The organism is Pseudoalteromonas sp. S16_S37 (genome assembly GCF_014694405.1).
Taxonomy (GTDB): Bacteria; Pseudomonadota; Gammaproteobacteria; order Enterobacterales; family Alteromonadaceae; genus Pseudoalteromonas.
In genome coordinates, this window is record NZ_JAAUWV010000049.1 from 19,480 (window position 1) to 33,226 (window position 13,747).

Below are 13,747 nucleotides of genomic sequence, written 5' to 3' on the forward strand. Positions count from 1 at the left end.
ATTTACTGAGTTTTCTCAGCAACCCATTGGTTAACGCTCGCAAGAGCGGCATCTAAGTTTTGTGGTTCACTGCCGCCAGCCTGCGCCATATCAGGACGACCGCCACCTTTACCACCTACTTGCGCAGCCATATGGTTAACAAGTTCACCCGCTTTTACTTTACCGACGAGATCTTTAGTAACTCCCGCGATGAGGCTTACTTTATCGCCGTCGGCAACGCCTAGCGCAATAACGCCCGAGCCCATCTTGTTCTTAAGATCGTCAACCATAGCGCGTAGCGCTTTTGATTCGGTGCCCGCTACATTAGCAACGAGTAACTTAACGCCATTAACATCTACAGCAGATTCAAGCAACGATGCGCCTGCAGCACTTGCCAGCTTGTCGTTTAGTTGCGTAAGCTGTTTTTCTAACCCTTTATTTTTCTCAAGTAAGTTACTTACTTTCTCAAGAACGTTACTCATATCACCTTTTAACAAAGCGGCGATTTCGTGTAATTGTTGTTCTTGTTCAGCAACATAGTTGAATGCTTCAGCACCGGTCACCGCTTCAATACGACGCACACCTGCAGCGATACCGCCTTCAGAAACAATCTTGAATAGACCAATGTCACCCGCGCGTTTTACGTGAGTACCACCACACAATTCAATTGAATAGTCACCGATTGATACCACGCGAACTTCATCATCGTATTTCTCACCAAACAGTGCCATAGCCCCTTTTTCTTTGGCTGCGTCAATGTCCATAAGCTCAGTGTTAAGGGCAAAGTTAGCACGGATCTGTGCGTTCACCATTGCTTCCACTTCACGAAGTTGCTGTTTAGTTACGCCCTCAAAATGAGAAAAGTCAAAACGTAAGCGATCAGCCATTACCAACGAGCCTTTTTGAGCTACGTGATCACCTAAAACTTGGCGTAATGCTTCGTGTACTAAGTGTGTTGCGGTGTGGTTTTTCTTAATATTTTCACGACGCGCTGCATCAATTTGCGCATCGACTTTCTCGTTAACACTGATGCGACCAGAAACCGTACCATGATGTGCAAAAGCGTTACCAAGCTTGGTTGTATCTGTGACAACAAATTCACCATTGGCTACTTTCAAAGTACCCGTGTCGCCTACCTGACCGCCTGACTCTGCATAAAACGGCGTTCTATCAAGAATAACAATACCTTGCTGACCATCTTCTAATACTGAAACGGCTTTACCTTCGTGGAATAATTCCACCACTGTGCCACTGTAATGCTCTGCATCATAGCCTTTAAAATCAGTGCTTTTTTCAGACTTAAGTTGTTCATTGTAGTCAGCACCAAACTTACCCGCTTGCTGTGCTGTTTTACGTTGGACTTCCATACACTCTTGGAAGCCTTTTTCATCAATGGTCATGAAACGCTCACGCGCTACGTCAGCGGTTAAATCAGCTGGGAAGCCGTAAGTGTCGTACAATTTGAATACCAGCTCACCTGGGATAACATCCCCTTCAATGCCTGCTAAACTCTCTTCTAAGATAGCAAGTCCACGGTCAAGGGTTTTACCAAATTGTTCTTCTTCAATACGTAGTACTTTTTCAATGATTGCTTGTTGCTTAGCAAGCTCTGGGTATGCTTGACCCATTTGCTCAATCAGTGCAGCCACTAATTTATAGAAGAATGCGCCCTTTGCACCAAGTTTGTTACCATGACGCACTGCGCGACGAATAATACGACGCAGCACATAACCACGGCCTTCATTAGAGGGCATCACACCATCAGAAACCAAGAATGCACATGAACGAATGTGATCAGCAACAACGCGTAAAGACTTGTCTTCTAGGTCTTGTGCATTCGTTACTTCTGCAGCAGCTTTGATTAAGCCTTGGAATAAATCAATTTCATAGTTTGAGTGAACACCTTGCATAATTGCAGAGATACGTTCAAGACCCATACCTGTATCAACAGATTGCTTTGGTAGCGGTTCCATCGTGCCATCGGCATGACGGTTGTACTGCATGAATACCAGGTTCCAAATTTCAATAAAGCGATCACCGTCTTCTTCAGGTGTGCCTGGAGGACCGCCCCAAATATGTTCGCCGTGATCGTAGAAAATTTCTGAACACGGACCACATGGACCGGTATCACCCATTGACCAGAAGTTATCAGCAGTATCGATACGTATAATGCGATCTTCAGGCATCCCCACTTCTTTGTGCCAAATGTTAAAGGCTTCATCATCGGTGTGGTAAACCGTTACCAATAATTTTTCTTTTGGTAGCTGCAGAACGTCAGTTAAAAACTGCCAAGCAAACTTGATGGCGTCTTGTTTGAAATAATCACCAAAACTAAAGTTACCCAGCATTTCAAAAAATGTATGGTGACGGGCCGTGTAACCTACGTTTTCTAAATCATTATGCTTACCACCGGCACGCACACAACGTTGTGAACTGGTTGCTCTGTTATAAGGGCGGCTTTCCGCGCCTAAGAAAACATCTTTAAATTGCACCATACCAGCGTTGTTAAATAACAAAGTGGCATCATTGCCCGGGATCAACGAGCTTGAAGGCACAACTTGGTGCTGTTGTTTGGCAAAATAGTCTAAAAACGCTTGCCTGATCTGTGCGGTAGTCATGTGCTGCATGTGATTATTCACCCATTGTTGCTGCTTGCATTGCAAAATCTATTTCTTCGTAGCTAAAGCCACGGTACATCATGTAACGTACGCGCTTTGCTTTTTCTTTGTAATCGAGTTTTTGTGGGGTTGAAGTAAACTTTCGAGTATAGGTGTCTGACGCTAACTCAAACCAGTCTATTTCTTGTGCATCAATTAATTGCATTAACAGGGCTCGATCAACCCCTTTATTCCCCGCTTCGGCCAGTACTCGTTTAAGTCCTAGGCCTTTATTTATTTGTCTTCTGAGAAAGCTCTCACAATACCGATTATCATCGATATAACCAAGTGATTCACACCACTGAAGCAAATTTTCTATCAAGTTATCGTCAGCTTGCTTGGCCTTTAACTTTTGTGACAGTTCTTTTTTTGAGTATTCTTGTCTGCCCAATAACCAAAGTACATAGTTTTTTAGTTTTTGCTTTTCGCTCTCATCCATTAGGCGTCAAAACGTCCCGAGTCACTCGAAGTATTGCTATAACTTTTCTCTGGCTCATTTGGATTAACTTCAAACGGCATAAAAATAGCTTGGAACGATACGAAAAAGCTGATGTAGGCAATTGGCATTATGACCAGCAAGGGCACCATACTCAAAGGAATAGAGGCTGCGATTAAAATACCGATCAATAAGCTATAAACACCAAGCGGTGCCATGTTGACAAAGAAAACCTGTAAAGAGTGCACCAAAGCAGTAACGATGCGCTTTTCACCTCTAAAGAACACCAAAGGCAACGCATATGCGAACGCCATCATATTCAGTGAGTGTGCAACCACAAATAACAAAACATCTGTCATCGAAATACTTGCCAATATGGCACTGATGAGCTGTTCAGGCGATTGCTGTGGCGATGCATTTTCCATAATCGTTAATGCTTCTTCAAACAAGATGCCAGCTCCCCAAGTAAGCAGGATCACCACACCAAGCTGATATAAGCCTAACCGAAACAAGTGTAATCGACGCCCCTTGGCAGAAAAAGCAGCCAAAATACTGGCTAACGAAATTGTCTTACCTTGCTGTTTACTTAGCACTGCCAAGTAAAAGCCCGCCGTTAGAAATGGCGCCGAAAAAGCTGCTAGCAATTGTAATGGAGGCATTGCCAAGGGCAACAAGGCCACGGCAATCATAAACAGGTGCATAACAATAAATGTCATTGGTTGGGTTTTAAATATTTCCCATCCAGCTTTTAGCCACTGCACACCCATGGCAGCTTTAAACACTCTAAACTTGGCAGACATATTAACTCTACATTGATAAAAACACTGTGATTATACCGATTAGAACGCAAAATGCGACCAACAGGTCGCACTTAAACTCTGAGTTTTTAAGGGACTACTCAGGTTTAGATACTTTTTTAATATCTAACATATGCGCGCCATGCTTCACCTTAGTCTCTAGGTAGCTGCGATTACCCACATGGCCAGATTTTATATGTGCTTGTGTACCAATGACCGCCTCAACTTCAATACCTGCATCGCGCAGTGCATTGAGTTTATTTGGATTGTTGGTCATTAATTTAACTTGGCCTAATCCAAGCGCTTTGAGCATCAGCACGGCGTCTGAAAAATCTCTTAGGTCATCTGCAAAGCCAAGATGATTATTTGCTTCATAGGTATTCATACCTTGAGACTGCAAAACGTAGGCATCTATTTTGTTGTACAAGCCGATACCGCGTCCTTCTTGACGCAAATATAGAAGTACACCACCTTGTTTGTGCATGCTTTCGATACATTCATTGAGCTGCTCACCACAATCACATCGAGAAGAGTGAAATACATCACCAGTTAAACACTCAGAGTGCATTCTGATAAGCGGTGTAGTTTGCTCCGTATCTGCTTGATTAAAAATAAGCGCCACATGTTCGTGACCATCTTTTAGACCACTAAAAGACACTATTTCCGCAGGAATATGGCTATGCTGACCTACGTTTAACTGAACTCTCGCTCTTACTTCTGCCACGACTTCTCAGACCTTAAACTAAATAAATGTTACATTATCACATTTCTCACATGATAATATAGATATGGTATTTAAAATTAAAAAAACAAGTGCTGTACTACAACACTCGGAAAGTAAGCTTTAGAACTTTTTAAGTGTAGACTCATTATACTGAGCTAAATCTAGTTGTACTTGATATTGAGTCGCTAAGGTATCTAGCTGTGCCTGCCAAATGCTTAAGTCGTCTAATGTAATGGTGTTGTCATCCAGCTCCCAAAGCTGTTTTGAGCCACTATAGCTAAATTGCATCGCGAGCATCGCTTCGATATCACCTTGTTGCGCAGCCTTTTTTAACTTAGGCATTTTACGAGTCACTTTGTTAAGTGCTTGCTTTAGCTCCCAAACATAGTTGACTTCATACATAAAAGGATGGCTACGGTATTTTTTTAAAACAAGTCCAATAGTTACAACACTGACTACCACTCCCAATAGGTTCCAATGAAAGTGACTGCCATCAGTATCTGGAAACAAAGCAATTAATGCTTGAGAAATCCCCAAACTGCCAATGGTTAAAGAGGCTACACACGCCACGATGACTTTATTAAGATGATTGCGATAGCGCGCTTTATCAATTTTTTGTAACTGCATAATAACCTCGTGCAAATTGGGGCTCTATTGTAGCGCTTTCTTAATCAGAAAAGAATTTTAAAAAATACTCACCCCTTTTTCGAACCTGCAGCGTTGTATAGGAAAAACCACAAAAAGGATCACGCCATGTATGTATTAGCAACTCAAAATTACGCGTTCAATTACAAAAAGCTATTTGCCGCGATATTTGGTGGCACGGCTATGACGGCTGCTGCGTTTATTTTTATGCAACAACTGGTATCGCAGGATGAAATCCGCATCCCTGAACCAAAACCAATCATCGATATTGAACTTGGCCAAGTGAAAAAGGATACGCCAACGGAAGAAAAACCAAAACTGCCAGAGCCACCAAAAATGCAGCCACCGCCAACTAAAGTGGTGAATAATACGCCCCCAACAAGTGAAGTGTCGACTGCCATGCCTTTTACGCCGCTAGTGCCAGTACCAACGATGACGTTATCGCCACCAACCATGATGGCAACTGAAGGAGGGGCAACTCCCATAGTCAGAGCAGAACCCAAGTACCCCGTTAGCGCAGCAAGAGACGGTATTCAGGGTTGGGTAAAACTGGCCTTTTCAATCTCACCAAGCGGCGAGGTAATTGACGTGAATGTGCTTGATGCAGAACCAAAACGCGTCTTTGAGCGAGCAGCTATTACTGCATTAAAACGCTGGAAATATCGTCCAAAAATAGAAAATGGCCAAGCTGTTTTGCAAACCAATCAAAATGTTGTGTTAGAGTTTAACTTGGCTCAGTAGTAATAATTGAGGGGCATTTGCCCCCTAAGAGAGTGCCTATGCTAATAGCTTTGAAGTCTTGGTTTACTGACCAAGCGCCCCCTGATGATGCGCTCCTCGCCTATAAACAAAGTGGCAACAATAGATATTTAGAGCTGCTAATAGAGCAGTACAGTCAAGACCTTTATCACTTTTTGCGCAGTCATTCGAATGACGCATTAGCACATGATATATGTCAAAAAACTTGGTTGACTACCATGGAGAAAAAACATCTATATGAAGCCTCACACTCTCCCAAAGCTTGGCTATTTAAAATTGCCCGTAACGCGCTCTTTGACGAAATAAGAAGACAACGCCAAGGCTGTGCATTAGATGAACATACCTTAGTAGACACCCAAGCTGTATCCACCCAAGCTGTATCCGAGCCGACAACTAATTTAAGTGCCGCAATTGAGCAACTGCCTTTTTTACAAAAAGAAGCATTGTCTTTGCAACTGGAAGATTTCTCACTCAAAGAGATTGCTCAGATCACTCAAAGTAATACCGAAACCATTAAGACGCGCTTGCGCTACGCAAGACAACAGCTCAAACAAGTACTTGGAGAGAACCATGAACGATGAGCAACTAGACAAACTTTTGAAGCAAGAATTCGATGCTCAAAAAAGGCAAAACAAGCTTTCAAACAAGCAGCTCAACCAGTTTAAAAGCATATGTAAAAAGCCGCAAAAAAAATCACCTTGGGCCACTATGCAGTGGCTGTGCGCCAGTATCGGCGCGGTATTTTTAGCGCATTTATTGTATAGCGAGTACCATAAAACGACTCAACCTTTGTATACGTTGAATCTAGACGACTACCAACAGGTTGAAGTTCACACCTTAGAAAATGGCCAATATAGTTTGTCTCGCGTAACAGCTAAGCAACACTTGGATGAAACCCTAAAGCAAGATACCCACGCAGCAAAACAACGCTATAGTGGCCGAGGCCAATTGATTGAAAAGCAAGCGAATAAATGGTTTATTGCTGATTGTCAGCAACAAACATTACTTGAGGTGAGTGCACAGTTGGTAGCGCAATTAACTAAACAAAATGCTTTTGAAGAAAATAAAATCGGTACCATGATAGCATTTACGAAAAACCCGAAAGGGCAACTAGTGAGTTTAGCTGCCCTAGATGTTGGCAAAGTACAACACTGTGGCTAAATCATGATTACACTTGCAACAAAGAAGCATATCAAAGATAGAGCACCACCAACTAAAGCATAGGGTAGCTGAGTTTTAACATGGGTCAGTAAATCACAACCAGATGCCAGTGCAGAAACCGCACTGGTATCTGAAATTGGCGAGCAATGATCGCCAAAAATCCCCCCACTGAGTATCGCGCCCATCACTAACGCTGGCGGCAGACCTAACGCTTGAATAAGCGGTACACCGATGGGGATCAAAATCGCAAAAGTGCCCCATGAAGTGCCCGTGGTAAAAGACATCACGGCACCTGCCAAAAATAGCACAGGCACAATGAAGTAAATCGGTAAGTAATCCCCTACCAAGGATGCCACAAACACGCCTGTTCCGAGATCTTTCAAACTAGCGCCAAGCGTTAAAGATAATAATACAATCGTTACTAAAGGAAGCAGCTCCCCCATGCCTTTAAAACCCACATCAACAAGCTGCTGGTGAGTGAATCGCTTAGCGGATAACAACAAAATATACGCCAGCGCCGTAGCTAGCACAGTTGCGTAGAGCACGGATTTTGAACCGCTGCCATCGGCCAGTACACCGTTGCCCGTCCAAAACATAAAGCCAACCATAGAACCCACTAATATCAGCAAAGGTACTAGCATAAAACGGGCTTTAGTCGCTTTAGGGCCAACATCAAGCTCAACTTGTTGTTTTTGCAATTGCTCTTCAGCCACTTTCATGGGGCCATGCACTTTATCAAAGACGATGGTGTACAACACAATTAAAAGCGCAATTATTGCGTAAAAGTTAAAAGCAACACTTCCCCACAATATGCTGACGGCCGATTGCTCTAACTCATAGTTACTTAATAAGCCAAGCACATACGCCCCCCACCCGTTAAGTAAAATAAGAATGCAAACAGGCGCACTGGTACTATCAATAATGTAGGCTAAACGCGCTCGACTCATTTTAAACTTATCGAACAGCCCACGAGAGACAATGCCAGATGTTAACACGCTCATATTTGACTCAATAAACACCGCAATCCCAGTAAACATTGTGAGCAACCCCACTTGCCTTTTACTTTTGGCAACGCCCTTATTCATCAGCATATTCACAGTCGCAGCAACGCCACCTGACTCCCTGATATAAGCCAGTAGCGCACCAATAACCAAGCTAAAAATGAGGATTCGACTGTTACCTGCAGAGGTTACAACATCTATGATACGTTCAATACTGTTTACGGGTGTCATCAAAAGTTGACTAGAACTATGTTGCATAAGCAACAAAAATTCAGACGAAATCAGCGCCAATAGCAATGCCAAAATGACTTCTTTGCGCCAAAACACCACTAAAATCGCAATCAGTGGCGGTAATATTGAATACCAAGTCATACTTTCCCTTACAGTAGAGACGGTTAGTTATAATTATTAAGGTTTAGTAGCTTAAAGCGTTCCGCACCAAAAACAAGCCCTCTAGCACCTTTATAATCACTTTGGCAACATTTGTACCTATTAAAGCTCTTCAATATGAAAAAAACACAATAATTGAAGCGCTGACTATCACTGCTAATCATTTGAACCTATAATCAATACAACCAAGTAACCATGAAGTATCGAAATGTCGACATTTGTAAAAATAAAAGCGCTCAAGCCCAGCCTTTCTAGCAGCGAAGCGAAGTTGGCTGATTTCACACTAAATTCGGGTTCAAAAATCCGCTTTTTGTCATCAGTTGAGTTGGCAAGACAAGCTGGTGTAAGTCAATCGAGCGTCGTTAAATTTGCTCAAAAACTGGGTTATAAAGGCTTTCCTGCCTTTAAACTTGCTGTTATTGATGATCTAAACCTGCAAACACTGCAACCTGAGTCAATTGATACGCAAATTTCGCACTCAGACTCAATTGATTTAATTGCCAAAAAATTGCTATCAAATCAGCAAAATATCCTGCATGAAACTCATAAGCTTAACGATCCCATGCAGTTTGAAAAAGCCATTGTCACTATCAAATCTGCGAAGAAAATTTTGCTATGTGCTGTAGGTGGTAGCTTTCCTGTGGCACAGGACTTCGCACTTAAGCTGCAAAAACTTGGACTACCAGCTATCGCGCAAACCGATGAACTATCAGCGGCAAGTTATATGGCCACAATGGGTAAAGATGACTTACTCATTGCTATTAGTGATTCAGGGCAAAGTAAAGCGGTGTTAAGAGTGACACGACAAGCCAAAAACAACGGCTGTACGGTACTCTCGCTATCACGTTATGGTAGCAATCCATTAAATGAAATGTCGTGTATACAATTATTCAATGTGATTGGCGATGAGCCGATTAAACATGCGTCTATTTTGACTCGTATTTCACAAAGCTACCTGATTGATGTGCTATTTACTGGCCTAACGCAGTCAAACCTACGTTGGCAAAAGCGCGCAGAACGCGCAAATGAGCACATGTATGACATTCGCCATTCTTAGCGAGCATAGAGTAGATACGGCTGACGACGGCGCTTAAATTTAGCCAAATCAGCCTGCCAACTTTTCTTTATCTGCGCTAATGATTGACCACTTTCGATAGCAAGTCTTAATTTATCGGTTCCTGCTAACTTATCCATAAACTTAGGATGTGTAAAAAAGGCTTCGTCTTTACGTGCAAATGCATGATAAGCATCGATAAACCATGTCAGATCTAACCCTTCAGTGTCAACCTCAGCTAAATTCTTACCATAAGCCACCTTGCCATTGAGCTTAGGGTTACTAGCGGCGCCAGCAATCGGGTGAGGCACAAAACTAAACTCCCCCAATTTAACTTTATCGTGACCATAAACCTGAAACGGCACAGAAGTACCACGACCAACCGATACGGGCGTTGCTTCAAAAAAGCACAGTGAGGGATACAAGGAAATTGCCTGAGCATTGGGTAGATTTGGACTTGGTTTTATCGGCAATTCATAACGGACTTTACCGTTATAGTCAGCCACAGAGACAACTTTTAAATTCAATGCTTTATTGGTATTTAACCAACCTTCTGCGCTGATCATTCTTGCCAGCTCCCCCACTGTCATGCCATGCAAAACAGGTATAGGATGCATGCCCACAAAAGAGCGAAATTCCACTTCAAGTGTTGGCCCATCAACATAAGCAATATTGGGGTTAGGTCTATCTAATACAATAAGTTGCTTTTCGTTTTCAGCCGCTGCCTCCATTACATAGTGCATGGTGCTGATATAAGTGTAGAAACGTACGCCCACATCTTGGATATCAAAAATAATAATATCAATATCTTCAAGCGCTTCAGCCGTTGGTTTTTTGTTTTTGCCGTACAAAGACACTATTGGCAGCCCAGTTTTGCTGTCTTTGCTAGAGTCAACTTTCGCCCCTGCATCATGGTCACCTCTAAAGCCATGCTCAGGTGCAAATACTTTACGTACATTCACTCCCCGAGCCAAAAGGCTGTCAAGTAAATGGCCATCTTGAGTTTGTGCGGTTTGATTAACGACCAAAGCAACACGCTGGTTCTTTAATAAAGGGAGGTACTGTTCGTAGCGCTCTGCGCCGACTTGTAGTGCCGCTGCTTGGAAAGAACATAAAATGAATAATATAATTACAGGAAAATGCATATCTACACTAAATAAGTTTGTTTTTACAATTATGGCTAGCCAGGCAAACTCGCTCAAGTCTGCTATTTACATTAAAACTATACAAGTTCTTGTTAGGAAGAAGTAGTCCCAAAAAACTTACTCACCTTACCGAAATATTTCTTTTTACTCAGTAGTGCTATATGTGTTTAGACTCACATCAATGCAAAATACTTTGGATAGAAACAACAAAAGAACTTAGACCCAGCCTTGGCAAGGCTCATATCCACGTTAGTTGAACAAGGAAAGCCAAACGCCAGATACAAGAAAACCAGCTCTCGCTGGTCTTCGTTTGCTTGGCTTAGGTTGTTCCCAAGCCAATCAGGGAAAGTCAGAATAGTTTGAAATCAATGACTCTGACCCCTTTGATTCCTAAATTATTACCAATTACCTTTAGTCCCTTCGAATGTAAATGCCTCTTCAGCAAATATAGCTATAGAATCAACATACAGGTTCTTTAATTCTTCGGGCCATGGGTCATCCACCCCTAGCTCAACACAAATCCCTTTGACCCCTTCAAAAAACATTAATGACTCTGACTCTTTAAAATACAGCCGAGAATCATTTTTACATGCTTCAGGAATTGTCATGCCAACATAAATTTTTTCTTCAAACGACCCTTCAAAGCCCTTTAACATAGCAATCTTACAAATTTTCCCATTTCGCTTATCTACGAAAAGTTCCAAATACATATCAATCAAATGATAAATTTGCGTGCCATCATCTAAATCCTTCACTTCGAGAAGATTCTGTGATTTTTTTTCCGCGAGTAGCTTACTATACTCACTTAAAGTTCTTCTAAGGTAAATATCACCAACACCCATATTAGGCATAATAGAATTAATCATCACAATTACTTTCCTAAATACTCGAATTTGTTTTGAATTTTACCGGAGTGGAAATCAATGCTCTGACCCTATTGATTTTTTCTGACCCTATTGATTTTTTGCGCGGTTTGATTAACTACCAAAGCAACACGTTGGGTTTTTAATAAAGGGAGGTACTGATCTTAGCGCTCTGCGCCGACTTGTAGTGCTGCGGCTGAAAATACATGAATAAATGTGAAAAAATCAAGAGAAAACGCATAGTGACCTAGTCTAGTATTGAGCCGTAGCACTATGATGAAGAACCTTGTATCAACATGCAACTGTAACTCACCACTACTATCTGATTGCCTAACTCGGCGGCTAAAGCCATCAAATCAATGACTCTGACCCTAATGGTTCTTAATTTAAGCCCTGTTTAGTGTCAGTAATCAACGACTACTAACAACCATCCATCCTTCTTTTTTTGTAAATAGCGATACTATCTCCCAAATAGAATATAACTTCATCTTCCAAAATGACATATTTATCCAATTTCTCTCCAAAGCAACTTAGCGGACAGCCACTTTAAAAAGAACCTTCAACAAGCGCTCAATGACAAAACAACTAACTTTGTCGCTAGATATTATCAAAGTCATGCCTAATATGGGTAAGTGATTGCTGAAATTGCCCGCTTTTTACTCAATTTCTCATCCTTTAAACGCACATATCCCTGCCATTTCGAAAGCATAAAGGTAAATTAGTGAAATCAGGTTTTTGTCAGCTTAATAACGTTGTGCAATTTGAAATGCTGGGTCTTCGCTTATGTCGTTGTCGCTCGCAATACAAATCCAGTGCATGCTCTTTGCCTACCGCACCATGAAAAGCCTTTTCAAACTGAGTAGTGAGTTTTAGCCAGTTGTCTGCCTTGATATTCAATCGCTCAAGAATGGGGGCTTGATTGCTGTCGATGTAGCCTCTTTTGTCAGTTCGAATACATTTGCCTGTCAGTTCAACTAATTCCAGATAGCTTTTAAGTTCAAATGGCAGACCTTTGGGCATGTGTTTTCTGGGACTACCAGCAAAGCGTGCAAGTTGTTTTGGCTGCTTACCCTTTGTGGCTTGTGCACAGCGTATTTTAATACTGATGTGCCCACTTATCGACATTGGATTTACCTAGCCCCATAGCATCAGCAACGTCTCGAACAGAGCGTTGTTCATCGACGACTTGTTGAGCGACTTCGAGTCTAAATTCAGGAGAATAAGTTGGACGAGTTCTTTTTGTCATAATTTGCACCTAATCAGTTATGGTGATTCTATCAGCTCTAATTAGGTGGCCAAATTTATTGTGCCACTACAGTACAAGCTTGTTTCTGTATTTAGACTAAAGGCTCTCTAACCAAATTTCATGAGCTACCCACCATGGCTCTTTCCTTTTACATATAAATTCTACGTTTTCTAAATAAACAGGTTTAGTGCTATCAAAATAAGTAACTCTGTAATACTTTTTACTCTGGTTAATATTAAGTGCCTGCTCAACGAGAACGTCTTTTGCAGTCGCCCTTCCCACTTCACTGATGGCTATATAGCTGAAACCACCGCTGTTCGATTTTTGTTTCAGTAATGAACATTTATGTATAGTTTTGCATTCCAAATTTGAAGAAGCATTTGGTTTTACGTAGTTGTAGATAACACTTAAAAGTAAATCCAAACCAACTACGTCTGGTAAATAAAAGCCATATTTATTGCTTATAATAAGATTAACCTCTTCGTAAGTTTTCCCCTTTACTTTCAAGGCAAAAACTTCCTCCGAGATTTTTTCAAGTTCAGAGTTCTCGACAAATGAAGGGAAAATAAATGACTCAATATCCAGAATTTCAATACCAGAGACGTAGTGGCAACTACTAGCCTTTATATCTCCTGTAAAGCCCCTAGTTTTGTAGTCTTGATCTTCATAATAGTTCATACAAGACACTTCACTCATGGCAATAGAACAAATAGATAAAGTCGCTAATATCAAATATATGGGTAATAAGATTATTTTTATCACAACTTCCTCTATTTAGTCGACACTGAAAATCACTTAATGCATTGATCTTCTTGATGATCTAAACGATCTTACTATCCTCATTTTGCAACGTTTGTTTTCTCACCCCTCAAAACCTTGCAAAATGGAGA

Annotated in this window: 14 protein-coding genes and 1 pseudogene; 4 read left to right on the forward strand and 11 right to left on the reverse strand. The window is 41.5% G+C overall.

The window, feature by feature from the left end; genetic code table 11:
• Positions 1 to 2 precede the first annotated feature (2 nt).
• The 5 genes from alaS to HC733_RS17400 form a co-directional block, all read right to left on the reverse strand.
• Positions 3 to 2,606, reverse strand: coding sequence for an alanine--tRNA ligase (alaS, locus tag HC733_RS17380; protein WP_190366274.1), 2,604 nt, complete (start codon positions 2,604 to 2,606; stop codon positions 3 to 5).
• Positions 2,607 to 2,610: 4 nt separating this feature from the next.
• Entirely contained in the window at positions 2,611 to 3,075 is a 465-nt protein-coding gene (locus HC733_RS17385) for a regulatory protein RecX (RefSeq protein ID WP_190366275.1), read from the reverse strand.
• Entirely contained in the window at positions 3,075 to 3,872 is a 798-nt protein-coding gene (locus HC733_RS17390; RefSeq protein ID WP_190366276.1) for a BPSS1780 family membrane protein, read from the reverse strand. Before HC733_RS17390 ends, HC733_RS17385 begins: the two co-directional genes overlap by 1 nt.
• A 94-nt stretch (positions 3,873 to 3,966) precedes the next feature.
• Complete coding sequence (locus HC733_RS17395) at positions 3,967 to 4,593, reverse strand: GTP cyclohydrolase II RibA (protein WP_190366277.1); 627 nt, start codon at positions 4,591 to 4,593, stop codon at positions 3,967 to 3,969.
• Positions 4,594 to 4,713: 120 nt separating this feature from the next.
• On the reverse strand, positions 4,714 to 5,220 hold the full coding sequence (locus tag HC733_RS17400; protein WP_190366278.1) for a DUF3087 domain-containing protein: 507 nt from the start codon (positions 5,218 to 5,220) through the stop codon (positions 4,714 to 4,716).
• A 126-nt stretch (positions 5,221 to 5,346) separates the two neighbouring features.
• On the opposite strand from HC733_RS17400, the gene HC733_RS17405 reads away from it, so the two are divergent.
• Genes HC733_RS17405 through HC733_RS17415 form a run of 3 tightly spaced genes read left to right on the forward strand, consistent with a single transcriptional unit; the run spans position 5,347 to position 7,158 of the window.
• Positions 5,347 to 5,979, forward strand: a complete 633-nt coding sequence (locus HC733_RS17405; RefSeq protein ID WP_190366279.1) for an energy transducer TonB — start codon at positions 5,347 to 5,349, stop codon at positions 5,977 to 5,979.
• 38 nt (positions 5,980 to 6,017) lie between these two features.
• Positions 6,018 to 6,578 carry a sigma-70 family RNA polymerase sigma factor gene (locus HC733_RS17410; protein WP_190366280.1) on the forward strand — a complete coding sequence of 187 codons (561 nt, stop codon included), beginning with the start codon at positions 6,018 to 6,020 and terminating at the stop codon, positions 6,576 to 6,578.
• Positions 6,568 to 7,158, forward strand: coding sequence for a hypothetical protein (locus tag HC733_RS17415; RefSeq protein WP_190366281.1), 591 nt, complete (start codon positions 6,568 to 6,570; stop codon positions 7,156 to 7,158). The genes HC733_RS17410 and HC733_RS17415 overlap by 11 nt, the downstream gene beginning before the upstream one ends.
• Here HC733_RS17415 and HC733_RS17420 read toward each other — a convergent pair.
• Entirely contained in the window at positions 7,155 to 8,531 is a 1,377-nt protein-coding gene (locus HC733_RS17420; RefSeq protein WP_190366282.1) for a Na+/H+ antiporter NhaC family protein, read from the reverse strand. The two genes, HC733_RS17415 and HC733_RS17420, sit on opposite strands and share 4 nt — an antisense overlap.
• A gap of 226 nt (positions 8,532 to 8,757) precedes the next feature.
• On the opposite strand from HC733_RS17420, the gene HC733_RS17425 reads away from it, so the two are divergent.
• Entirely contained in the window at positions 8,758 to 9,606 is an 849-nt protein-coding gene (locus HC733_RS17425) for a MurR/RpiR family transcriptional regulator (protein WP_190366283.1), read from the forward strand.
• Here the strand turns inward: HC733_RS17425 and HC733_RS17430 are convergent.
• From HC733_RS17430 to HC733_RS17450, 5 genes and pseudogenes are all read right to left on the reverse strand, one after another.
• The gene (locus HC733_RS17430; RefSeq protein WP_190366284.1) at positions 9,603 to 10,748 is read right to left on the reverse strand and encodes an exo-beta-N-acetylmuramidase NamZ family protein; all 1,146 of its coding nucleotides are present in this window, start codon (positions 10,746 to 10,748) and stop codon (positions 9,603 to 9,605) included. The genes HC733_RS17425 and HC733_RS17430 overlap by 4 nt on opposite strands.
• A 398-nt stretch (positions 10,749 to 11,146) precedes the next feature.
• Positions 11,147 to 11,617, reverse strand: coding sequence for a hypothetical protein (locus tag HC733_RS17435; RefSeq protein WP_190366285.1), 471 nt, complete (start codon positions 11,615 to 11,617; stop codon positions 11,147 to 11,149).
• A 732-nt stretch (positions 11,618 to 12,349) separates the two neighbouring features.
• Positions 12,350 to 12,727: pseudogene (locus HC733_RS17440) on the reverse strand (transposase); the annotation flags it as partial.
• Positions 12,708 to 12,857 carry a transposase gene (locus HC733_RS17445; RefSeq protein WP_190366286.1) on the reverse strand — a complete coding sequence of 50 codons (150 nt, stop codon included), beginning with the start codon at positions 12,855 to 12,857 and terminating at the stop codon, positions 12,708 to 12,710. The pseudogene HC733_RS17440 and the gene HC733_RS17445, both read right to left, overlap by 20 nt.
• Before the next feature lie 96 nt (positions 12,858 to 12,953).
• Positions 12,954 to 13,619, reverse strand: a complete 666-nt coding sequence (locus HC733_RS17450; RefSeq protein ID WP_190366287.1) for a hypothetical protein — start codon at positions 13,617 to 13,619, stop codon at positions 12,954 to 12,956.
• Positions 13,620 to 13,747: the final 128 nt, after the last annotated feature.

What these genes read in the sequence shown, in the direction of transcription:
- HC733_RS17415 (WP_190366281.1), top strand. Translation starts at nt 6,568, where the DNA reads ATGAACGATGAGCAACTAGACAAACTTTTGAAGCAAGAATTCGATGCT.
- HC733_RS17400 (WP_190366278.1), bottom strand. Translation starts at nt 5,220, where the DNA reads ATGCAGTTACAAAAAATTGATAAAGCGCGCTATCGCAATCATCTTAAT.
- HC733_RS17430 (WP_190366284.1), bottom strand. Translation starts at nt 10,748, where the DNA reads ATGCATTTTCCTGTAATTATATTATTCATTTTATGTTCTTTCCAAGCA.
- HC733_RS17425 (WP_190366283.1), top strand. Translation starts at nt 8,758, where the DNA reads ATGTCGACATTTGTAAAAATAAAAGCGCTCAAGCCCAGCCTTTCTAGC.
- HC733_RS17410 (WP_190366280.1), top strand. Translation starts at nt 6,018, where the DNA reads ATGCTAATAGCTTTGAAGTCTTGGTTTACTGACCAAGCGCCCCCTGAT.
- HC733_RS17390 (WP_190366276.1), bottom strand. Translation starts at nt 3,872, where the DNA reads ATGTCTGCCAAGTTTAGAGTGTTTAAAGCTGCCATGGGTGTGCAGTGG.
- alaS (WP_190366274.1), bottom strand. Translation starts at nt 2,606, where the DNA reads ATGCAGCACATGACTACCGCACAGATCAGGCAAGCGTTTTTAGACTAT.
- HC733_RS17405 (WP_190366279.1), top strand. Translation starts at nt 5,347, where the DNA reads ATGTATGTATTAGCAACTCAAAATTACGCGTTCAATTACAAAAAGCTA.
- HC733_RS17385 (WP_190366275.1), bottom strand. Translation starts at nt 3,075, where the DNA reads ATGGATGAGAGCGAAAAGCAAAAACTAAAAAACTATGTACTTTGGTTA.
- HC733_RS17420 (WP_190366282.1), bottom strand. Translation starts at nt 8,531, where the DNA reads ATGACTTGGTATTCAATATTACCGCCACTGATTGCGATTTTAGTGGTG.
- HC733_RS17445 (WP_190366286.1), bottom strand. Translation starts at nt 12,857, where the DNA reads ATGACAAAAAGAACTCGTCCAACTTATTCTCCTGAATTTAGACTCGAA.